Raw genomic sequence first — 22,763 nt, 5'->3', positions numbered from 1 at the left:
TTCTTCGTCTTGTTCTTTGAAATCTCATGATATAGTGACCTTTCTTTTTTTATACAATCATCAGGAGAGGCGGCAAAGAGATAATGCTTTGCCGCCTCCTTGTTTGGTCAGAGTGTTGCACAATTTTCAACAAATCTCTGCATGATTGCTGCTACTTCCGCGCGTGTTGCCGTTCCTTCCGGTGCCAGTAACTTCTCTGTCCGCCCATTAATCAAGCCTTCTGCACCAGCCCAATTCATGGCGTCCGCCGCCCATTCCTTAATATTCTTGCTATCGGAATATGCGCTGAGATCTGCTGAAGCTTTGGTATCATAGCCCTTATACAAAGCATAGCGCCAAAGCATCGTGGCAAGCTGCTCACGAGTGATGTTATCGTTTGTGCCAAATAATGTCTCACCAACACCGGATATGATGCCGGTTTCTGTTGCCCAGGTCACTGCCTGTGAATACCACTGACCGGACTGGACGTCGCTGTAGGTTACATTGCTCTTCGCCCCAGGCTGACCTTCCAGCCTGTACAGAACAGTAACGGCCATAGCACGTGTCATTGGACTGCTTGGACTAAAGGTGTTGTCAGCAGTACCTGCAAAAAGCTTCTTTCCAACTACGAACTCCACATATTTATAGAACCAGTCTCCAGACTTTACATCCCCAAAGGAACTTGTCCAATCTTCTGCATAGCCTACAAGATAGTAGGATAAATGGCTGGTGGAAAAGGTAGCCAGCGCCGATGTGGAATCATAGCTGCACGTAATCTTCTGAAGCTGTCCTTGGTCATTCATATACCACACTGCCACGTTTTCAGGTTTTTCACCAGTTTTCAGGGTGTATGGTAAAGAAATCCTTAGACTGCCGCCAAAGGTGGTGATGCTCTTCTCTCCGCTGACAAGGCGAAGATCATAAGTCGCATGATTTCCCGCTGCCAGCTGCTGGGCATTGCTGAGATCCTGACTTTGTGCTCGGTTAATCTGCACGGTAATATTGCTCCCTGCCGCCTGTTTCGTAATGGAAGCCATTTCCGCTGCCGGAATCGTCATAACCCCAAGCGGTGTTTTGACGGTAAGCATGGAGCCCTTGATGCTGCTCAACTCGCTGATTGCATCCTTTGGCATGGTAACGCTGATTTTATCCGCTTTCTCTACGCCTGCCGGAATAATCGTCAAAGCAGAGGAATTGCCAGTTTTTATGGATTTCAACGCGTCGTTGATATCTTGTTTTCCAATATTAACTTGTGCCGCACCATCCTTGCCAAGCTGTGCCGTCGGCTTGAGGTAAACAGATTCATTGGGAACCGTACCGACTCCTGAGCCCATAGAACCTGCTAAAGAATCTTTAGTCCAGTCGCTGGTATAGTACCAAAGAATATTATCTCCATTACTTAATGGGTATTGGGTCAGCCCCACCAACGGCAACTCCCCATTGACTTTGTAAAGCCACCCGGAATTCTCCCCTTTATCAAATTCAGAAAGAGTTGTTCCACCTTTTGTAACAGAACGGACGTATCCGTTCTCAGCGCCCCTGGAGGACATTCCCTGCCCAGCAAGTGCCTGCACAAAAGCATGATAAACGGTTGAGCCATCTTTCAGGGTTATATTGGTTTTAGGAATCCAAACGTCTTTATCTGCCTTTAGCGTAAAGGATACGTTTATGTCGTCGTTTGTTTCCGGCGGGTCTACTGGCGTAGTACCTGTTCCGCTGCCGCTGGCACGTCCAGGAACAACAGCTAACTTACTATAATCATAAATATTATAGGCTTCTGTACCGCCATTTTCGGCAAACTGCGCAAGTGTAACAAGGGCTCGGAATCCCTGTTCTGTCGCCAGGTCATTTTTCTCACCGTTATACAAAAATGCCTTTTTATCACTGCTGACATGAGTAAGCAGTCCGTCAGCGACGCTTAGGCCCCTTGTGCCGAATTCATATGGGTTGATACCCAGGGCAACAAGGCCGGTAATTACCATAGCATCCGCGTTTGCATTACCAAAGGAACCATCGGTACCCTGTACAGAATCAAGTCCTGTAAGAATGGTATCTACAACCGTTTTCGCCTGGGAATCAGATGGATAGAAGCGAGCAAGGGCTGCCAGCGCTGCTGCTGCCGTATCCGGATCGGTATAGGTGGTTCCTGCATAGTTATAACTGAAAAGGCCATCTGCGCCCATTGAATCCTTTAGAAGCAGAATCAGCGAATTAATCTGGGTCTGCGTCAGTTTTGTGTTGCCCTGTTGGTCGGCAAGTAGCATCCAAGGAGCAGTGTAATAGGAATCTGCACTCATAGCAGACAGTTTTGCCGCATTGCTAACCTGCGTATTGCTATTGACCGGATAGAGTTTTCTGCTATCGATATTCATGGAGCGCAGGGTGATTTCCAGCCGCGCCCGGTCACTTACTGTAGCTGTAGTAGATGCGGCCTCTGTAATTGCCAGATTGATAGCATTTTGCAGGGCTTCAGAAGTCGTTTTCAGCGTTTTGCTGCTGAGTGACCCATAGGCTGCCATATCCATGACGGTCCAGCCATCACTTTTCGCAGTCATGCCGCCTGCAATATTGTCCATGATTTCTGTATAATCTGGTGTCTTTGCCTTTAGCAGAACTGAAATAGTCTTATGCAGCCGGTAGCCGTTTGTATCTGTCAATGTAAGCACAACAGACTGTGTCAACATGCTCCCCGTCTCATTGTGGGCTTTTAACGTCAGTTCATCTTCAACTGACAGATAAGAGCTGTCGCTCTGGATCGAACTGGTAATATTTCCAGATTTAACAGAACCGTCCCGCAGCAGCGAAATCGTGCTGCCTAAGGCTGTTTCATACGGTACAGCTACAATATCAACATATTTATCCAGCTCTGTGTTCAAATCAGACGGTACCGTCAGATTAACACCAAACATGGCAAATAAACGATCTGAAATATCCCGAATGCTTGTCAGGGCGATAACAGACATGGCAGCCTGCTCTTCGTCACTAGAAAATTTTGCGTAATTGCCGATAGGCTTTAATGCTGCTGCACCCTTGGCCTGCATGGAATTTCCGTAAGAATTCTTTAAGGTAATCCAGTTTTGGTATCCAGTCAGCGTTCCGCTGAAATCGCCTACAAATCCGCCGCTGACACCAGATATGCCCTTGCCCGGTGTTACGCTGCCTGCACTTAGGCAATCCGTTACCTTTCCGGACAGAGTTCCTGCAAAGCCACCGATATTGCCATCAACACAGGCGACTCCACCGAGGCTGTAGCAACGTTCCATAACGGAGTTCATGCTGCCTGAGCCAATAAATCCGCCGACTGCCCCTCTGCCAATAACAGAACCCTTTGAGAAAGAGTCGTAGATACTGCCATCAGTAAAGCCAACAAGACCGCCGACCATGTAGCTTGTATCGGCAAACACATTGCCGGTAGCAGAACTTTTTGTAATGTACCCTTCGTTGCTGCCTGCAAGACCGCCGAGATTAGTGGAATCATTGCCTTGTCCAACGATTCGCACACTTGCCTGGCATTTATCCACCGCACTGTAAATGGAGAATTTGGTGTCTTTGTCATAGCTGCCATCGTTGAGGCCAATCAGACCACCGACATTCTTTGTACCAGCAACGCTGCCGCTGACAGTACAGTTACCAATCAGGCTGGCAACGTTTTTAGAGAGGTCTTCCTGATCAAGCTTTGTATCAGCCCAACCCACCAAGGTGCCGACATTACGGGTACCAGTAACGGAAGCATCAACAAGCACTAGATTTTTTATTGTTGCACCACGGATGACACCAAAGAGCCCAGCATTCTCACTGCCAGTAATTTTTAGGTTTGCAATCTTGTGTCCCTGTCCATCAAAGGTGCCGGTAAAAGGATGGGCAGCCGACCCGATGCTGGTCATGGTCACACCCAACAAATCTAAATCGGCAGCAAGCTTGTAATTGCGTGCCAGCACTTGATCATCTCCAGTGGCACAAAGTGCCTGAAGTTCTTCGATATTTTTAATCTCTTGCCACTGCATTGGAACGCCTGTAATCAATTCATTCCAAGTAGGTCCCAGGAAACGGTTTTCCGTCGTACCTTCATACCAGAGAATCTTATCTCCATCTGATATTTTAGCAATGGAAGCGCCCAGATTAGATAATTTGTCATTGATGGTAAACATCCAGCCATCTGGGGAATCTACCGCATAGTTATTAATGGTATGGATGAATCTGCCGTAGGCTGGTGTACTTTCATAAGAATAGGTGATTAATCCCTGTGCTGCTGCGGCATCAAGGGCATCTACAATACGAGAGTTCCCAGTGCTGCTCAGGGTGACAGTGATAGCTTCGCCCATTTTGGAAAAGGCATATGCCTGCTTATCATATGTACCAAAGAGCATTTGCACCGTAATATCCGATGTTGGCAAAGATTCAGGTGCTCCGAGTATGCTCAGATACGGCAATCCATTATTTTTTTCCTCTGATCTTGTCCAAATGGCTCCGTTTCCATTGAGTAGTGCCAGGAAGGCATCCGATTTCATCTCAGCGGCAGTTTTCCCCGTCGCATAAAGATCAGCAGCAGATGCTACGTCATAGTAACAGTTGAAAATCTCTAGGGAAAGATCCGGCTGAAAAGCGGAGTCCGGCTTACTTCCTCCAATGAAACCATTTCCTTTCTCGCCAGTGACCGTCACCGTATTAAAGGCATAACAGTTCTGATAGAGGTTTCCTTCAAAAACAGAACGTCCGGCAAATCCGCCGCTATAAGAGCGGGCTGAAACATTGCCGAGTGCAAAACAATCGCGGATCGTGCCGCCATAGCTCAGCCCCACAAATCCGCCGGAGTATTCACTCTGCGTCTCAATACGCATGGAGGAATAACAACGCTCAATCAGGCCACCCTCCTCATTGGAGCCAACAAAACCAGCATGCCCTGTTGCTGCTGTGCTGTTAGATTTCAGCGTTCCGCCTTCTACTCGGCTGTCCCGTATCACACCGTAGTTTCGGCTGATCATGCCCCCCAGCACAGCACCAGTATCGGCAGTAATATTGGCATTGACCACTGCGCAATACTGCACAAGTCCGAAGTTGTTCAGAGCAAGAACCGCTGCGTTATCGCTGAACAATACGTTTGGTGCTTCAATGGTCAAATTGTATACACGCCCGGTGGCACCAATGTAGTTAAATAAACCGGAGTCAGAATTGCTCAGCGTCAATCCCGTAATTTTATGGTTATTCCCATCAAAGGCACCCATAAATCGGTGATTGATATTGCCGATGGATTTACTTTTTGCAGCGTATGCCGCAGAAAGGTTTGAAAAATCAATGTTATTTTCTAAACGATAATTTTTTGCCCATTCAACAGCCTGTCTATTTATTCCGCCGTCATCTGTGATGTCCTCGATGTTGGCCAGATCAATAAGCTGCTCTGCCGTTGTGATGGACACCCAATCTTCATTTCCTTCACCAGGATTCGTTGGATCGGAAACCGTATAAATGCCATTCTCTCCAGCATTCTGTGGATCATTGCTCAGCTTGGAGAGTTCACTGCCAAAAGGATCCGCCTCCATTGCATCATAATACTGGGAGAAGGCCGTTACCGCGAAAACATATTTCCCGCCGGTTGCCATGTAACGGCTCAAATCCAACGACTGTTGGTTGCCAACCACCGTACCGGTAGTTGTCTGCACCGGCGTGCCATTGTCAAGGCGATAAATGCTTACCAGATAGCCCGCCGCAAAGTTAGAAGGATTCCAATGTGCCGTGGCACCATCCCAATAAAGGCCATACGGTGCAGCTAATGGATAAGCGAATGCCAGCACCTGATCTGTATTGAGGGCGGACTCATCGCTTGAAAGCTCGTCCTGCTCGCTAATGGCCTTTACGGTGAAATAATAGTTCCCGACATATTCCGTCTCATCGTAATTATCTGTGATGAAATCGCTGAAATCAAAAGATGCCTTCGTTATATTTGTAAAGGTACGCTTCTTTTCAGGCTGATTACTGCCATCCTGAATCCATATACTTACGTCGTAGGAAACGGCACCAGATACTGGGGCCCACTGGGCTAAAGACGAACGTTCTCCATTTTTCTGAAGGGCCCACTTCACATCAGCCGGAGCGGTCAGTTTCTGCGGACCTGCCGGCGGAAGCTCCTGCCATACAAAGATTGGATATCCATCATTAATACTCTGTGCTCCCGTGCCGTCGTTCTTCCATACAAGCGGGTTTTGGCCGTTGTTAAATAGCTCTATGGAATCTGCCAGTTCGGAAGCAGATTTAGCGGTAGCATTGGCGTCTGCCTGCAAACCGGTCAAATAGAAAATATTTGTGCGGCTGTACATGGAGCTGATGCGTCCGAAAGCCGAACCAACATCCTTGGTTCCACTGACGCCGCCAACAGAATAGGCATTGCTGATAGATGCACTCTGATATCCAAAGATACCGCCGACCGCTTCTGAGCCGCTGACCGTACCGGTATTATAAACATTCGTCACGGTATTGGCTGGAGTTCCGGCAATACCGCCTGTTTTTATGCCGCCGTTGATGGTGCCACTGTTGTAGCAACTGCTAATCTGCGTTTTGTTGTCAAAGGTGTTAACATATCCAACGATGCCACCCACTTGCGTGGCCGTGGTGGCTTTCACCGTACCGGAATTGGAGCAATCGGTAATCTTGCCGCTGTCATAGACATAGCCGACAACACCACCAATAGCCTGCGCATTTGCACCCGTTACTGTAATATCCGCCCCATTGTGGCAATTACTAATCGTAGCATAGTCCAGCTGACCAACAATACCGCTAATGTTTCTACCAGAAGCGATAATCGTTCCATCTACCGTCACATTTGAGATGGAAGCAAAGCTGCTGCTGCTGCCTTTGACCATACCGAAGAGCCCTTGATAATCTCCACTGGAATTGATGGACAGTCCACTGACCGTATAGCCCTTGCCATCAAAGCTACCGGAGAACGCTGACGTATAAGTACCAATAGGTGTCCATTGTTCTTCACCTAGATTAATGTCCTGGGTCAGCTGGGCATAAATATTTTTAGCTCTGCCTGCATTTACTTCCTGCGCCAGCCAGGCCAGCTCGGCGCCGTCAGCAATCAGATATGGGGAAATGGCTGCACCAGTTCCCTCTGGCTGGCTGACCTCTGTACCATCCCAACCTGTGGAGACCGTCATTTGTATATGGACGTCCATGGTTGCCTGGGGGCTCTCTGGAATAACCAGCGTTCCAGCTACTTTATTGAACCCCTTCGCCTTTACAAGATAGCTATACTCTCCAGCCGGAAGGACGTAGGAACCGCTGCTTGCTGAAATATCGGTATTGCCATATTTTACAGAGACATTGGCAATGGAAGCTGCTTCCGTTGGCAGAATAATAAACTGAACGGCGCTTGACGGTGCATTTTGGAGTGTAATGGTTCGGTCAACGGTATCACCGTTTACCGTAATAGTACCTTCTACTGCAATTTTTCCAAAGGCCTCTGCCCGATATGTATATATGCCATCTTTCAAATTATAGGTATAACGTGCCGTCTCTCCAGAGCCAGATTTGCTCCCTGTTATAATGGCATCATCGGCACTTTTCAGCACTAAAGCTGCATCTGCTGGATTTACAATCACCGTTACCGCATATTTAGGGGTGGTATCCTGAAAAGCCAAAATTGGATAGCCGTCATTGACACTCCCTGAGGCATCCCGAAGGAAACCTTCCCCAAGGTCTGCTGCAAATTGTGCAGATTTCATATATTCGCTGCTTTTGTAAGCGATACCGGTTTTATCCGCTACACTGCCCAAAGCATAACAGTTTTTCGCTGTACCACTGGAAATTTTTCCCACAGCAGGATCAACATCACTATTACCCGTTACCGTACCCGTCGAATAGCAATTTACAATGCTTGCTCTTGAGTCATCCAGCGATCCGGCAATACCGCCTGCTTTGCTTATGCTGGCGTATACAGTGCCTTTATTATAGGAATCTTCCAGTGTGCCGGTATAGTAAAAATACCCCACCAGTCCACCCACGTTATTGGACCCGCTGACAGCCCCAAGATTGATGCAGCTGCGAATTTTCTTGGGATCACTGCTGTCTACCTTGCCGACAATGCCGCCGGTGCCAGAGGTTGTGCTGGCATTAATGGCTGCTTTATTGATACAGTTTTCAATTAAGGCGTTTGCTCCTCGCAGGGTTCCCACAAAACCACCTGCCGACGAAAGCGATGAGCCTGTCAAGCTGCCTTCTATGGTGAGATTGCTTAGCTTTCCGCCATCTATGCAGCCAAAGAGGCCTAAATCGCCGCTATTTTGTGTTACCGATAGGCCCTTAATGGTAAAGCCTTTACCGTCGAAATGTCCCTTAAAAGCTTTAGAAGTTGAAGTTCCGATAGGTACCCACGCTTCATCGCCTAGGTCAATATCCGCTGTCAGTATGGCATAGAGGCTTGCGTTGCCCGAATTGACCTGTTCTGCCAGCCAAGCCAGTTCCTCCCCCGTTCCGATTTGGTATGGACTATCTGAGAGGCCTTCTCCAACAGCAGGCTGAAGCACTTCTCCCGGTCCACCCCACGCCGTTTTGGTAGTCAGCGGGATAGAAATGGTCCTTTCCTCATCAACAGAGGCGGTTAGATCCACCTTCCCAGTGACTTTAGAATAATTCTTGCTTTTAAACGTATATTCATATTCATATCCAAAAGGCAGGTCATAAACAGGCGAACCGCTGCCGACCTGTGGGGAGACAACCTTGCTGCCTGCCTTTACTGTAAACTGAGGATTTTCGATTTCCGCATAGCTGCCGCCCGTATAATCAAAATTCAAGCGACAGGAATCGCTTTGCGTTAGACTAATCGTTTGGTCCTTGTCGGCATCTGTTATAGTAACGACTCCATCGTTGACACCTTCAAATCCAAAACCAGAGGCCGTATAATAATATGTACCCGGCAGCACTTCTATGCTATAACTGCCGTTTGTGCCCGACAGATTTAATTTATCTGAATGGGCTTCGTCCGCATACAGAGAAAGTACTGCATCAGATGGGGTTACCGTAAAGTTAATGTTGTAAAGCTTCGCCCATACTGCATATAGCTCAAAACTTTCCTGCTCATCCAAAGTGAGCTTTTCCTTGTCTTCATAGAGGACTTCACCGTCCTCTGTCTCAGCCCACCCTTGAAAGCGGTAACCGCTTCGGTTAAAGGTATTCGCCTTCAGAGTCAAATTGTCTGAGGTAATGGTTTGTTGGATTGCTTTATCCGTACCATCGTTGCTATAAAAGGTGACGAAAGGTAGGGGCTGGGCCTCAAAGTCCTTCAGCCAAAGTGCATCATCACCGTTATTGCCGCCAGAATCTTTACTGTAGCAGATGCGGACCGTATCACCAGCATTTGCTGTACATTCATACTTTGTCCAGCTCTGTTCTCCGCTGTAATTTTGTTTATTGCTGCTATTTAAATCACTTGAGTTAAGCAGGACTTTCATGTAGTCATATCTAGCTTCTGATGAAACCTTAAAATAAAAAGATAGTTTCATGGCCTGCTTGACTTTAAACGTCAAACCGGATTCAGAGCTGCTTTTACCTGTATTCCCCGATTTCAAGTATGGCCCTGCATCCGTGTCTGAATCGTCAACAATCATGGCGTAGTTTGGCGTTTCATCATTTGTTATATCTGCTAACGTACTTACTGATTCAAAAAATGAGTCAAAGGTACTTTGCGAGGATTCTGCCAGTACATCACTTGGCAGCATACCCACAAGCATGACGACTGTCAGCACCAGCGAGAGCATTTTTTTTGCTAATTTCATTATTTTCCCTCCAAAATAAAAACAGTTCATTTATAGATTTGTTTAGTGCCCTTAAGTCATGTGCTTCACCTCCAAAGGCCTATAAATATGTATTACACCCACTAGACAAAAACAACAAAAGAACATTTTCCTGCTTATTTTCTACTTGATCGCTTAACCCTTTTTATGGCAACAAAAAAAGATGGCATGCATTGCTGCCCTTTCGGGGTACGCAAATACACCATCTTCAATGCACCATCCGTCATTTTTTCGATAACAGACACGGTCTATAAAAATTAGCAATATATCCCACCTTGATGTATTACGTTCAAGCAGCTGACAACCTGGCTTATCGCACAAAGGCGAAATACAGTAGAGGTAAGACTGCGCCGGATTCTAACCGGCTTGTCATTTGATGCATCCGCCCATCAGCTATATCTTATTAGCTAACGGTCGGTGCAACTGCAGGAAAATGTTCTATTCAATTGTCTGGCCTTATTCTATACTACTTCCCCACCTTATGTCAAAGGGAATTTCGCCTTAACATTACACCATTCCCCAAAAATCTACAAAATTCTGTCTTAAAAAGCTCCAGCTTAATATCCGAGAGTCTCGTTAACCACGATTACTTTAATTCGATCTGCTATAAATTGTCCCGTTATTAATACAAAGTCGTTACATATACGTTGTTTATGATTGCAGTCAATGCACCTTTCTAGCTTTGTACAGGGCGTTTCTTTCATTAACCTTTTAGCATCCAAGGGAGCTGCGATTTGCCTTGTTCTTTCAACTGCTTGCTCAACATTTTCAACCATTTTATTCGTCCCCACAACAACGATAACTTGTTTTGGACCATAAAGCATAGGGGCAACCCTGCTACCATTGCCATCAATATTAAATATTTTACCATCTGCGGTAACTGCATTAGAGCCGGTAATAAACGTATCGGCACTAAAATTATTCAAATAGATTTCACGCTTTTCTGCCGAAGTCAACCCCGGCTTATGCTTATCGTAAAAAACATAGTCTTCGTTTCTTAAAAAGTCAAACACGCCCGTTTGTTCTAAGGTAACAGAATCCCCGCAGCCAACAGTAGTACCCTTTGGAATTAATTCACCAATTAACTCCACTAGTTCCTTTCGATTGGCAACCACATACCCTGCCATATTGTTTCTTCTTAAGTTCTTTAATACTTCATCAACACGCGTATCCATATTCTCTCCGTTTCATTTGCCATTGTGTATAAGTCGTTGACCAACCAACAACAACATTCTTGTAATGAGTATCATTGCAGGATCTCGTATATCCGGCCTATCTAACCCGTTTGGACATGGGGTGGTTTTCATTGAACTGAACCAAATCCCACAAATTGCCGTATAGATCTTTAAATACCGCAACGGTTCCATACGCTTGCTCTTTGGGTTCTCTAACAAATTCTATACCTATTTTTATCATTTCATTGTAATCTCGCCAAAAATCATCCGTTCCTAAGAAGAGAAAAACTCTTCCACCTGCCTGATTTCCGATGAAAGAATCTTGTTCTGGCTTGGATGCCCTTGCCAGCAATATGGTTGTTCCATTGGTCCCCGGAGGAGAAACAACTACCCACCTTTTCTCTTGTTCTGGTTGATAGGTGTCCTCTACCAATGTAAAGTGGAGCTTCTTTGTGTAAAAATCAATTGCTTCATCATAGTCCTTTACGACTAAGGCAATATGTACAATGGATTGAATCATTCTTCTTCCTCCATATTCCATTAAAATAAATCCAACACATCAAACTATATTTTTCGTTTTAATGTTGAGAGAATCCATCGTGTATTTCCTTGACTTTGAGCGGTGGGAACCATGCTTACTAATTCCCAGCCTTGAGCACCTAATTCATTTAGTTGCGCTTGAAATGCCATCGGATCAACCTCACCACCCCAAAAACCTTTTACATCTGTAAGCAGTGTTTTATATTCAAATTTTTCCATACTTTCTCCTCCATGAATCGATTAAACAAATGTCCTTGTAATTATTTTAAATTTTGGTGATTTTTCCTAAGTCTCCGCTACATAGGATTTCAAGGTGCTCAAATATTTTTTCCGCAGGCCAATCCCACCATTTAATTTTTTTCAGATGTTCAATGAGGTTGTCATCAAATCTTTTCTTCATTATTTTAACGGGGTTTCCTCCTGCAATATGGTAAGCTGGAACATCCTTTGTTACCACAGAATTAGCAGCAATAATGGCTCCATCTCCAACGTGAACACCTGGCATCACGGTAACGTTCTGACCAATCCATACATCATTGCCAATCACCGTATCCCCTTTAAGGGGTAAATCGGTTAGTGCTGGTGTTGCTTTTTCCCAGCCGCTTCCCATGATATTAAAGGGATAGGTAGTAACACTGTTCATTCTATGGTTTGCGCCGTTCATTATAAATTCAACACCCTTTGCTATGGCGCAAAATTTGCCGATGATGAGCTTGTCTCCGATAAATTCATAATGATGTGTAACGTGTTCTTCAAACTTTTCTGCACCATCGCTGTCGTCATAATAGGTATAATCTCCGATGATTATATTGGGTCGTGTCACGATATTCTTAATGTAGCACACGCTTTTTATAGCTTCATTGGGATAGATGGCATTGGGGTTTGGTCCGTATTGCATAGAACCCTCCTCTTCATTATTCATAAAATCCTGTTTTCTGCACCTGACATCATAAAACGTACATGAAATTTGACTGGCTTTAAATTAACTAGGCTGAAATAGATAAGCCTTTACTTGATTGCCGTAATCGACCCCTTCTGCAATGTGCCCCCAAACCTCACTGTCAAGGCGGATAGAGGCCCATGGTCTTTTATCTTCACCACGGTAGAGATAAACAGCATATTGATTCCCATGGGTAATATAGTTTTCTTGATATATCATTCGTCCCTTATCATCATAATGTATTTCTCCAGAAGAATCCGTCGTTCCATATATTATATCTGGACGGGTGTAAACCACTGTGTCAAGAAAACCATTTTTTTGATAATCGATGTTCACCTCGTTCAGCACATTAGGTTTGCCATTCATTTCACCGCTGATTTTTACAAGATTCCCTTTGGCATCATAGGAACATGCAAAGTCGTACCCAGAATCATTATTATTATAGATGTCATCGGCATAGCCAGTCCATTTCCCGGTGTTATCAAATTCAGCATAATCTTTGTAAAGCCAAAACTTTTGATTTATATTTAGTATGTCATCAATCATATCCTTGTAATTACCTGTCTCTTCATATTTTGTAATAAAGGGAAAAGGAATATTATTCAAATATTGATAGTCAACAGTTGCAATCCGATTTTTCTTCGTATCCAATAGACTTTCATGATTCGTACGCTGTTGATTGTCACAAGTGTAAGAAACATATCCTATCTTTTGAAAATCGCTCAAATTCATTGTCGTACAGATTATGCGCTCCTGCGAAGCATTTGGTTCTTCTGTTTGACTTTCAAAATTATCACCATAAAAATAAAAGACAAAACTCATTTTTCCTTTTGCTTCGTCTAAATAGTAGTCCATAAAGTGCTTTCCATTCTCAGAGGATTCAAAATCAGGCGTTTCTTTATAGGTCTTCATTTTTTGAAGATATTCTTTGATTAATAGTTCTTTTTGTTCTTTTTCTAAAGTTGAAGCTAAACAGATTGTATCGCGAAGTCTTTGATCCCTTGCTTCTGCGTCGGCTTCCCCCTCAAAATCATTACTATCGTAAGAAAGAACCAGCTGCAAAGACTCAGTTAAGGTCTGATCTGTCTCATTATCTGATTTTGTTAATTTCTGATTAGCGCATGCTGCTGTAAATAACACACTGAGAATTATTACTAAAAATAGCACTCTTTTCATGTAATTACCCCTTCCTAGTACATAAATAACCTCACATATATTAGCATAAAGTCTGGCCTTTGCCTATATTTCCCGCCAAAATAAAAGCTTTATTTTAATCTTCTTCGAGGCAGTTTAAGGATACACACCTTTCAAGCTCTAAATTTAAAAAGGCATGGCGGTTTTAACCGTCATGCCTTGCAGGATATCAAGCTCAAATTGAGAGATCTGGCTTATCCCTAATCGTTCATTAATATGCCAGCACCTCATAACCTGTTTCAGTTACTAAGACTGTTTTTTCCCACTGTGCAGAAGGCTTCCCATCCGCCGTGCGAACAGTCCAATTATCGTGTTTATCTGTTACTATATTCGGCGTTCCCATATTTATCATGGGCTCTACCGTAAAAACAAGTCCGGGAACCAAGAGCATTCCCGTTTCCCTCTTTGTCACATAACCGACCCAAGGATCTTCGTGAAACTGTAAGCCAATACCATGGCCTCCGATTTCTCGAACAACAGAGTATCCATTTTTCTTTGCATGATCATGAACAGCTTGACCAACATCTCCAAGAAATCCCCAGGGTTTTACTACCTCAATGCCACGCTCCACACATTCCTTCGCCACCTGAACCAGTTTTTGTTTTTCTGTGGAAACCTCACCGATGCAAAACATGCGGGAAGAATCTGAAAAAAAACCGTTGTAGATTGTAGACACATCAATATTTACGATGTCGCCCTTTTGCAGGAACAGACTTTCAGAGGGAATTCCATGGCATACCACATCATTAATCGAGATGCACACGCTCTTTGGATATCCTTCGTAATGGAGGTCTGCCGGAATGCCGCCAAGTTCCTTGGTCTTTTGAAAAATAAGCTGATCCAGCTCTTCTGTCGTCACCCCATCCACCGCAAAATCCTCAATAAAATCCAGTATCGCTATATTTCGTTTACCACTCTCCCTGATGCCTTCAATTTGTGGCTTTGTTTTAAGTAATTTTCGCTGGGGGACTTCACAGCCCTTTAAGCGATACAGTTCTATTTGTTCATCCATAACGGCATGGCATTTTTTATATTTTTGCCCGCTGCCACACCAGCAGATGTCATTTCTCCCAAACTTGTTAAACATTTTATACCCTCGCATTTAAAAATTTGGAGGAAGCCCTACGCCCTACGGACTCGGTGAGCCAAGAGAAATATTGCAAGTCTTGCGATATTGCCGTGGCGAACACTGAAAGGTTTGTGAAAAGGCTCTCGCAAACGCTTCAGATGATGAATACCCATAGCGAAAAGCAATGTCGGTTATTCTGTCATCGGTTATACAAAGATCATAAGCGGCAGCTTTTAATTTGCATTGGGCAAGAAATTGCTTGTATGTCATCCCCATATGTTGCCGAAACTTTGTTGAACAGTAATATGGGGAGTAACCAACATAGGATGACATATCTTGCAGACTTGGGTTTTCCTTTACGTTATTCTCTACCCACCGCGCCATCGTTTCGATTGTTTGTATAGACATTCGCTTCACTCCTTTCTCTATTATATTCATTTACACAGACAATTACTTGATATAAGTTGCACATATAGCATAAGATCCTTGTAATGTCCACTACGACCGTATTTCAATTTTTCTTTAAAGCATGACCACCAGTTAAATGGAGTTGTAAACTCAAAGTAGACAAGGAATGTAACCACCTTGCCTACTTTTTATTTTATACTGTCTCATTTTCTTCTTCAACTGATTATTATTTTATCATAAATTAGAGGTAATTAACAGAAAATCTTCTCATTAGCCTTCCCAACCCCTTTTCTGCTTATCTTTACGGTCACAGTCTTATAAGCCTATAAACAAAAATGTGCTGGCATGCAGCGATTCCTCACGATATGCCAGCCCATCTTCTTAATTTTTCCTTAAAGCATCAGTCTGTCTGCATATTCAGCTCATCCTGAACAGCCTTGCTTTCGTTGGTATCTGTTCCTGATACTATAGATTTGTCCATTGTAGTACCTCCTGATATTAATTATTTTACAATTCATGCATTAATTTAAAAATTTTGCGTTTTAATCCTGCCTGGCGCTATATTGCCCTTGCCCTTAATCCGAACCTGCATGGCTTCTTTGCCGCTTTTATTTACATGGTAGATAGGATTCGGATTATCAGGAGTATAGGTAAAATCAGTCGCATCACAAACTTTCCATGCACCATAAACACCACTCTGCTTTATCCGATATTCTAAATCACTCAGTTGATAACCAACCTGAATAGGGTCTACGTAGCATATACTACCGGCCCAACTGAAAGAATAATAATTCCTACTGCTATACCGGATAACAAGATTAATTATTTGTGTACCCTCTATATCCTGTCGGAGCTTTACCTTGATGCCTTGCCCCGGAGCATCATCGCCGGATGATATGGTATCAATTTCTTCCACCGCTAACTGGTGCTGGTCACCATCTATATTTTTCCATGTGGAACCGCTGTCCAGCGAGTAGCAAAAGGCGTCTGCTGTCTGCATGATTTTGTTGGCGTTCTCACCGTCAAACTCAATGGAAGGAATATCTGGTGCAAGGTAAATACGGAAAAATGCCATAGTGCCATCACCGCAAGTCAGGGTAAAGTAATAGGCCGTTATAGAAGAAATACTAGTATTAGTCATCGACTGTGGCATTCCAAAAGAGCTGTCTGTCCCGTAGTAAGTCACACTGGCCCCAGGATCCTCCGGTATCATAATGTGGTCAATGGACGTTATACCGGTAAGATAAGCGGTTTGTGGTGAAGAAATGCTGCCGTCACCAAACCAAGTCATGTCAGTTCGACCCGAGAACGAGGTGATGTTGAAGCTTTTTACATATACCTCGGCAGTGGCGGTTGCTACTGTAGCGGTGGTATTGCCATTGACACTAGTATTTGTATTGGTCACCTGGCAGTAATAATATGTTGTTCCATATTCTGTAGCGAGAGGCGCATAGCTGCTGTTTGTTTCGCCGCTGAGCAAATCACCATCGGTGTTGCTATTTGTGGTATTCCGATACCACTGGTAAGTAATATCCCCGCCATCGGTTACACTTGCCGTTACGTTTAATGATGAAATGGCATCGCCGACAAAAACTGCTTGATTCTCGGGTTGTACTGTAATGGTCGGCACTTGGGCATTGATAAGCGCATTGACAGTGACGTTGCAGACATTGGTGTGTGTCCCATCTGCCGTTGATACCATTATCGTCGCTGTTCCTGATGCGACCGCCATCACAAGACCGCTCGCATTAACAGTTGCCACGGCGGTGTTGTCCGATGACCAGGTAACGCCCTGATTGGTGGCATTGGAAGGCACTATAATTGCTGTAAGCTGCAGAGAGGAACCCTCTGAAAGAACTGCATCGTTAGGACTTACTGTTACACCTGTGACAGCGATAGCTGATGGCGTATTACTGCCGCTAGAGCCACGGGAGCTGCCGCCCTTGCTCAACGGGATTTCAGGTACACTTGGTTTCGTAACGCTTTTTAACGGCGAAGTGGAACTAATTGTAGTGGTTATGCTGCCGAGACTAATCGTTACTGTGTGGTTGCTGTTTTCAATAATTTTGTCAAATGTACCGGTAAGCGTCAACTTCCCGCTTGCAGCATCAAATGCCGCAGCAGCATTCTCAAAGCTCACTTTTCCGGATTGCGCAAAGGCAATCGTTTTTGGTGTAGTTTTTATCAGATTGACATGAGTATTACGGGTTCCTGCCAAAACAAGATTGCTCAAACTGCTGTTGTTGAACGAAACAGAATTTGATCCGCCTCCTGCAATAAGCGTACGGCCTTTCACCGTGATATTTTCAAACGCAGCATCGCCGGTTCCCACGCCATCGGTGATAAAAAGATCACCGGTGACAGTAGCACTTTTAACGCTTACGCCGTCCTGACGAATGGTTAGGTTTTGATAAGTCGCATCCTCCGTCAGGTCTTTGTCCGCAATTGTACCGAATAGGTTCCATAATACTTGCGCGACCTCACCTTTGGTTAATTGCTTTTGAGGACTTAGTGCACCGTTTCCTGTGCCGTTGACATAGCCCGCGGAGTTCATGGCGTCTATATAAGTTCTTGCCCAAGCAGATATCTGCGGGTCGTCGGTAAATCGTGTTTCAGCATCCGTACTGCCTTGCAGATTATAAATCTTTGCAAGGATAGTAAAGGCTTGCTCCTGTGTCAACCCATCATTGGGGCCGAATTTTTCACCATATCCCTCTATATAACCCATCGCTGACGCAATTTTCACGTCTTTCCCCGAAGTGGAATTATAATCTACATCGGTAAAGGTTTTGCTGCTATCGGTATTTGTGTAATGAAATGCGCGATTAACCATGGTGCAAAACTCCGCGCGGGTTATAATTACGTCAGGATTGTAGTTTCCAGCCACTCCTTCAAGAATGCCGTAATCCTCACAAACTTTGACAGCAGAAGCCGCCCAATGCCCTGTGTGGTCATTTTGTGCTGCGCCAACTGTCACGGGTGTCGCAGCAAATACCAGCGTCGCCACCAATGCAAAGGAAAGTATTTTCTTGCTAGTTCGTTTTATCATTATATCTTTTCCTCCTCAAATAATTTTATTTTCATGGAGCGGCACATAATTTTATTTTACCAAGCCGTCCTGTATAACAATGTCATCCTACCATAAATTGCAGTCGGTAACGTGCCACCTACACGAGAAGCACATTTTTCCGCACGAAATACAGGCTAAATCTGCCTGAACGACGCAGTTTCCGCACGAACAACACCGCACACCTTTGCTGATTTATAGTAAAATTTTATTGGAGGTGATTAAAATGAACATCCTTATATGCGACAATATGCCTGAAGAAGCGGCTGAGCTTAACGCTCTGCTTCAGGATTCCGGCTTTCAGGTTCATACGAATCAATTCCACCACGCTCCGGATGTGCTGGACTTCATTCGTACAGGGACGTTGGTTGATCTGTGCTTTTTAGATATCGTTATGCCAGAAATGAATGGCATTAAGCTTGCGGAAGCACTTCGGCAAAGCGGCTACGCCGGAGAAATTGTTTTCCTGTCAACATCAAAGGAGTACGGACCCGAGAGCTATACGGTGGGCGCATTTTCCTATCTGCTCAAGCCACCCACGTCAGAGAGTGTAAGGGACGTGTTGTTTAAGCTAGAGCAATCCCACATATGTACTGACCAAGCGGAACTATGGGTAGACATATCCGGGAGAAAAAAGGGTATTCAGTACCGGAACATTTCCTATGTGGAAGTAATCAGGCATGTCGTTTACTTTCGCATGACCGATGGAGGCGAGGTCGGCGTAAATGCTACCTTTTCAGAAATAGCGGCAGAACTTCTGCTTGACCCACGGTTTATCCAATGCCACCGGTCCTTTGTTGTCAACATGCAGGATATAGATGAAATTTCCGAACGAGAAATCGTTACCCGCAGCGGCACGAGGATTGCCATTTCCCGAACCTACCGGAACACGCGAAACAAGTTTTACAAATGGAAATTCAGGAAGGGGCATACCGATGAATAGAGATAAGAAAACAAATAACCGCACTGGTCTCCATTTTAAATTGCTGTTTCTATTGTTCAGTGCTGTTTTAATTACAACGGGCACGGTCAGTTACCAACTTGCAGCGCGGGAATTAAAAGTGCAGCTTGCACAAAAATGCCATGCGCTTGCCGCGACGGTGGCGGCTGTCATCACGGAAAATTCTGATGGCTACGCCGCTTTTCTTAAGGATATGGACATGGAAAGCGAATATTATCGAGAAACAAAAACACTGATGATGAAGCTCAAGGAAGTAAACGTCAAACATGTCACATACATATACACGATGGTACAGGTGGACGAGAATACCGTCATGTATGTAATTGGAGGAGAGCCTCCCGGCAGTCCAGTTTACACCCCACCAGGCTTCATAGATCATGGAGTAACGGACGCGTGGCGTACTGCCTTCAAGGAGCAAAGAGCCGTTTCGGGAAAAGATTTTATTGATACGCCCTACGGTACTCGCCTGAGTTCCTATGAACCGATCTTTCACAAAGAAACAGGTGAATTTTTGGGGCTGGTAGGCGCGGATGTTACACAATCGCAATATAACAGCATTATGAATATATTTATTATCCAGACGGTAATTGGCTTGATGATGGGGCTTTTCGTGTTCGCTGTCGCTACCTGGAGGCTTTCAGGCAACGTCAGTTTTATTCTAAACAAAGGGCGGTATGAGGCGGAGTTCGCCCGCAGAATCGTGTCCACTGGGCGGGGATATTATCAGAAGATGGATGAAATGTATGATAAACTTCATATCCTCCGCCACGATTACAAGTACCACCTGAATGCTGCAAGAAAAATGCTTGGCACCGGGGATGCCGCGGGAGCGGATCAATATTTGACGGTAGTCGAGGAAAAATTATCATGGTATGAGCCCCAAAGCTTTTGCCAGAATCATGTAATCAATGCGCTAATAGCCGACTACGCCGAACGCTGCCAAAAAATGGACATACAGTTTGACATACGTCTGAACATACCGAAAACACTTGGCATTCCCGATTATGATTTGTGTATTATCCTAGGCAATCTTTTAGAAAATGCCGTGAACGCCTGCGGAAAATTGGCGCATACCCGCGTAATACAATTAGAAACACGGAGTACACGCAATCAACTATTATTTATGGTAAAAAATAATTTTAATGGCGAAATTCATCACCACGACGGAATACCCTTGAGTAAAAAGGTAAACGGCGGCTTCGGTCTGCGGAGTGTGAAAGAGGTTATTGCGGGACACAATGGTGACATTACCTTTGAATGGAATGAGGACAGCTTTACGACTTTTGTGGCGGTAAGATTTTAGAAATTAGAGAGTAGCTAAGAACGGAAAAACCACCGTTATCAGGGGAGGATATAAGGCATTTATGCCCCGGCTTGCAGCGGTGCATGATTATTTTGAAGTTGTATATGTCGTCGAAAATGCCATGGATATTGACCTTGCAAGAAAAAGCATAACCTTGAAATCAGGTGATGTCTGCTTTATATCCCCTGGAATTCGGCATAGCCCGCTGATTATGGAAAAAACAATAGCGTTGTAAATAATTATCCGAAAAAGTACATTCCATCAAGAGGTTTTTCGGTGCTTAGCGGAAAATAGTGTGGTTTCGGATTTGTCACAGGAATTCCATCTATCCAGACCATATTTATCAAAATATATAACAAGTAAATTGGGCGGGTATATACTTGTGTCTTATATTTTACAATCTCTCGCATAAAAAAAAAACCTTGAAATCTTTTGGATTTCAAGGTCGTTGGTGCGGATAACAGGATTCGAACCTGCATGTCTGTTCAACACACGGACCTGAACCGTGCGCGTCTGCCAATTCCGCCATATCCGCACATCTTTATGCTTTTTTTGTTTTTCGTGGACACTCTTTTGCCGTGCCACAATGAATATTATACAACGAAAAGCTAAATATTGTCAAGAAATTTTTTAAACTTTTTTACCTTTTTTGATGATTCACCTCGAACCTTGAATTTACTTGCTCCAAGGGGACAATCAAAGCAAGCGGCTGAAATTCTCCTCCATTTGCTGTTCTACCGCCTCTAGGGATACCCCCTTGGCTAACGCTACCGCCTTCATAGTCTCCCGCAGAAAACCGCCCACCTCCTGAGGACCGACCTCCTGCCCCCACGCCCAGCGAATTGCACTGAGGCCATCGCTCTCCACCAGCAGCCGATCTAAAGGCACCTGACGGATTAATTTCTGGACAGCCGGATTGCTGGCATAGTTGGGGCCCACCGTAAAATAGCAATCCTGACGTACATACGCCTCCAGATAGCTGTCGCAGGAATACCAATGCACCAGCTTCTTCACCCCATACCGACTCAATATAGCTGCAATTTCCTGCTCTTGTCCCTTTGTATGAAGCACCACCGGTTTTCCCAACGCTTCTGCCAGCTCCAACTGCTGCAGAAATACCTCTCGCTGAAGCCGCAAATCGCCGTTGCACCACACGCTGTCCATGCCCATTTCTCCTGCGGCCTGAGTCTCTTTATAGAAGCCCTCTAAACGCTCAACTCTAGAACGCACCAGCTTTCTCAGGGCCAGATCATCCATGTTATGCCAGAAAAAATCTCGCTGTCCCTGGCCAGCAAGCTGATTTTCCTGTACTGAACGGTCTGTTTCAGCCTTCGCCTTCTCTTCCTCTCCGATACAAAAGGCTTCCGCCTGCCAAGGATGAATGCCAAAGGACAGAAAAAGCCCCTTTATCTTGGCCAGTTCCCGGTACTCTGCTGGACAAGCTGCATTAGCCAAGGCTCGCAGCTGATTCCCCTCGATGAGTTCCTTAAAAGCCTGCCACTCTCCCGGCTCCCGCTGATCCACGCCAATGCCCAAACTCCCCCGGTTATCTATGTGTATATGACTATCGATAATCATCTTTCCTGCTCCTTCACTCTTCTTTCAGAATGTGATAAATTTCCTGGCGCAAATCGTGCTGCTGGAAAAGCCATTCCTTATTTCTCTCCTTGGCCGAAATAACCAGTTCTCTCTTGACCGAAGCTGGTCTGCCGGACAGAACCAGCACCCGGTCCGACAGATAGATGGCTTCGTCAATGTCATGGGTCACCAAGAGAATAGTTCGTCCCAACTCCTTGCGGATGGCTGCCAGCCAATCCTGCATATCTCCTCGGCTAATCACATCCAGCGCCCCGAAAGGCTCATCCAGCAGCAAAATATCTGCCTGACAGAGAGCCGTCCGCAAAAAGGCCGCCCGCTGCCGCATGCCGCCAGACAGCTGATCCGGATACTGATGCTCATAGCCAGCCAACCCAAATTTCTCCATGCTGGCCAAAGCCTGTTCCTTTGCCTGCCGTAAATTGCCATTAATCTTTCCATACAGGCACACGTTATCTAAAATAGTCTTCCAGGGAAACAATAAATCCTGCTGCGGCATGTAAGCAAAGTGTCCGGATATACCAGTGGTCACTTGACCGTCTACAAAAACTTGGCCTCCCCCTGCGGGAAGCAGCCCGGCGATGATGTTGAGCAGGGTGGATTTTCCGCAGCCAGAGGGACCTAAAATGCTGACAAACTCCCCCTCTGCCACAGCCATATCCATTTTCTCTAAAATGGTTGCGCCTTCAAAGGCACAGCTTACCCCTGTCACTTGCAATTTCATACCCTTGCCTCCTTTGTAT

General features: G+C 45.0%; 14 protein-coding genes and 1 tRNA gene. 3 read left to right on the top strand and 12 right to left on the bottom strand.

Going from position 1 to position 22,763, the window contains the following annotated elements; genetic code table 11:
• Window positions 1–107 precede the first annotated feature (107 nt).
• From Ami103574_RS05460 to Ami103574_RS05420, 9 genes are all read right to left on the bottom strand, one after another.
• On the bottom strand, window positions 108–9,749 hold the full coding sequence (locus tag Ami103574_RS05460; protein ID WP_163065665.1) for an S-layer homology domain-containing protein: 9,642 nt from the start codon (window positions 9,747–9,749) through the stop codon (window positions 108–110).
• Between the two features lie 575 nt (window positions 9,750–10,324).
• A complete protein-coding gene (locus Ami103574_RS05455; RefSeq protein WP_163065664.1) occupies window positions 10,325–10,942 on the bottom strand; it encodes a lactate utilization protein in 618 nt (205 codons plus the stop codon).
• Between the two features lie 97 nt (window positions 10,943–11,039).
• Window positions 11,040–11,462 carry a VOC family protein gene (locus Ami103574_RS05450; protein WP_163065663.1) on the bottom strand — a complete coding sequence of 141 codons (423 nt, stop codon included), beginning with the start codon at window positions 11,460–11,462 and terminating at the stop codon, window positions 11,040–11,042.
• Window positions 11,463–11,506: 44 nt separating this feature from the next.
• Complete coding sequence (locus Ami103574_RS05445; protein WP_163065662.1) at window positions 11,507–11,701, bottom strand: DUF4177 domain-containing protein; 195 nt, start codon at window positions 11,699–11,701, stop codon at window positions 11,507–11,509.
• Between the two features lie 46 nt (window positions 11,702–11,747).
• Window positions 11,748–12,380, bottom strand: a complete 633-nt coding sequence (locus Ami103574_RS05440; protein WP_163065661.1) for a Vat family streptogramin A O-acetyltransferase — start codon at window positions 12,378–12,380, stop codon at window positions 11,748–11,750.
• Window positions 12,381–12,464: 84 nt separating this feature from the next.
• Window positions 12,465–13,598: a hypothetical protein gene (locus tag Ami103574_RS05435; RefSeq protein WP_163065660.1), complete on the bottom strand. Its 1,134-nt coding sequence runs from the start codon at window positions 13,596–13,598 to the stop codon at window positions 12,465–12,467.
• A gap of 229 nt (window positions 13,599–13,827) precedes the next feature.
• On the bottom strand, window positions 13,828–14,703 hold the full coding sequence (locus Ami103574_RS05430) for a methionyl aminopeptidase (RefSeq protein WP_163065659.1): 876 nt from the start codon (window positions 14,701–14,703) through the stop codon (window positions 13,828–13,830).
• Window positions 14,704–14,745: 42 nt separating this feature from the next.
• On the bottom strand, window positions 14,746–15,093 hold the full coding sequence (locus Ami103574_RS05425; RefSeq protein WP_163065658.1) for a helix-turn-helix transcriptional regulator: 348 nt from the start codon (window positions 15,091–15,093) through the stop codon (window positions 14,746–14,748).
• Between the two features lie 526 nt (window positions 15,094–15,619).
• A complete protein-coding gene (locus tag Ami103574_RS05420) occupies window positions 15,620–18,142 on the bottom strand; it encodes an S-layer homology domain-containing protein (RefSeq protein ID WP_163065657.1) in 2,523 nt (840 codons plus the stop codon).
• A 244-nt stretch (window positions 18,143–18,386) separates the two neighbouring features.
• Here Ami103574_RS05420 and Ami103574_RS05415 point away from each other — a divergent pair, with 244 nt between their 5' ends.
• The 3 genes from Ami103574_RS05415 (at window position 18,387) to Ami103574_RS05405 (ending at window position 20,659) form a co-directional block, all read left to right on the top strand.
• Window positions 18,387–19,103, top strand: coding sequence for a LytR/AlgR family response regulator transcription factor (locus tag Ami103574_RS05415; protein ID WP_163065656.1), 717 nt, complete (start codon window positions 18,387–18,389; stop codon window positions 19,101–19,103).
• Window positions 19,096–20,424 carry an ATP-binding protein gene (locus tag Ami103574_RS05410; protein WP_163065655.1) on the top strand — a complete coding sequence of 443 codons (1,329 nt, stop codon included), beginning with the start codon at window positions 19,096–19,098 and terminating at the stop codon, window positions 20,422–20,424. Before Ami103574_RS05415 ends, Ami103574_RS05410 begins: the two co-directional genes overlap by 8 nt.
• Before the next feature lie 61 nt (window positions 20,425–20,485).
• On the top strand, window positions 20,486–20,659 hold the full coding sequence (locus Ami103574_RS05405) for a cupin domain-containing protein (RefSeq protein WP_163065654.1): 174 nt from the start codon (window positions 20,486–20,488) through the stop codon (window positions 20,657–20,659).
• Window positions 20,660–20,873: 214 nt separating this feature from the next.
• Here Ami103574_RS05405 and Ami103574_RS05400 read toward each other — a convergent pair.
• The 3 genes from Ami103574_RS05400 to Ami103574_RS05390 form a co-directional block, all read right to left on the bottom strand.
• Window positions 20,874–20,959, bottom strand: a tRNA-Leu gene (locus Ami103574_RS05400).
• Between the two features lie 161 nt (window positions 20,960–21,120).
• The gene (locus Ami103574_RS05395) at window positions 21,121–22,002 is read right to left on the bottom strand and encodes a TatD family hydrolase (RefSeq protein ID WP_163065653.1); all 882 of its coding nucleotides are present in this window, start codon (window positions 22,000–22,002) and stop codon (window positions 21,121–21,123) included.
• 13 nt (window positions 22,003–22,015) lie between these two features.
• The gene (locus Ami103574_RS05390) at window positions 22,016–22,744 is read right to left on the bottom strand and encodes an ABC transporter ATP-binding protein (protein WP_163065652.1); all 729 of its coding nucleotides are present in this window, start codon (window positions 22,742–22,744) and stop codon (window positions 22,016–22,018) included.
• Window positions 22,745–22,763 lie beyond the last annotated feature (19 nt).

The sequence above is a fragment of the Aminipila butyrica genome (genome assembly GCF_010669305.1).
Lineage (GTDB): Bacteria > Bacillota > Clostridia > Peptostreptococcales > Anaerovoracaceae > Aminipila > Aminipila butyrica.
This window is presented reverse-complemented; position numbering and strand designations above follow the sequence as displayed.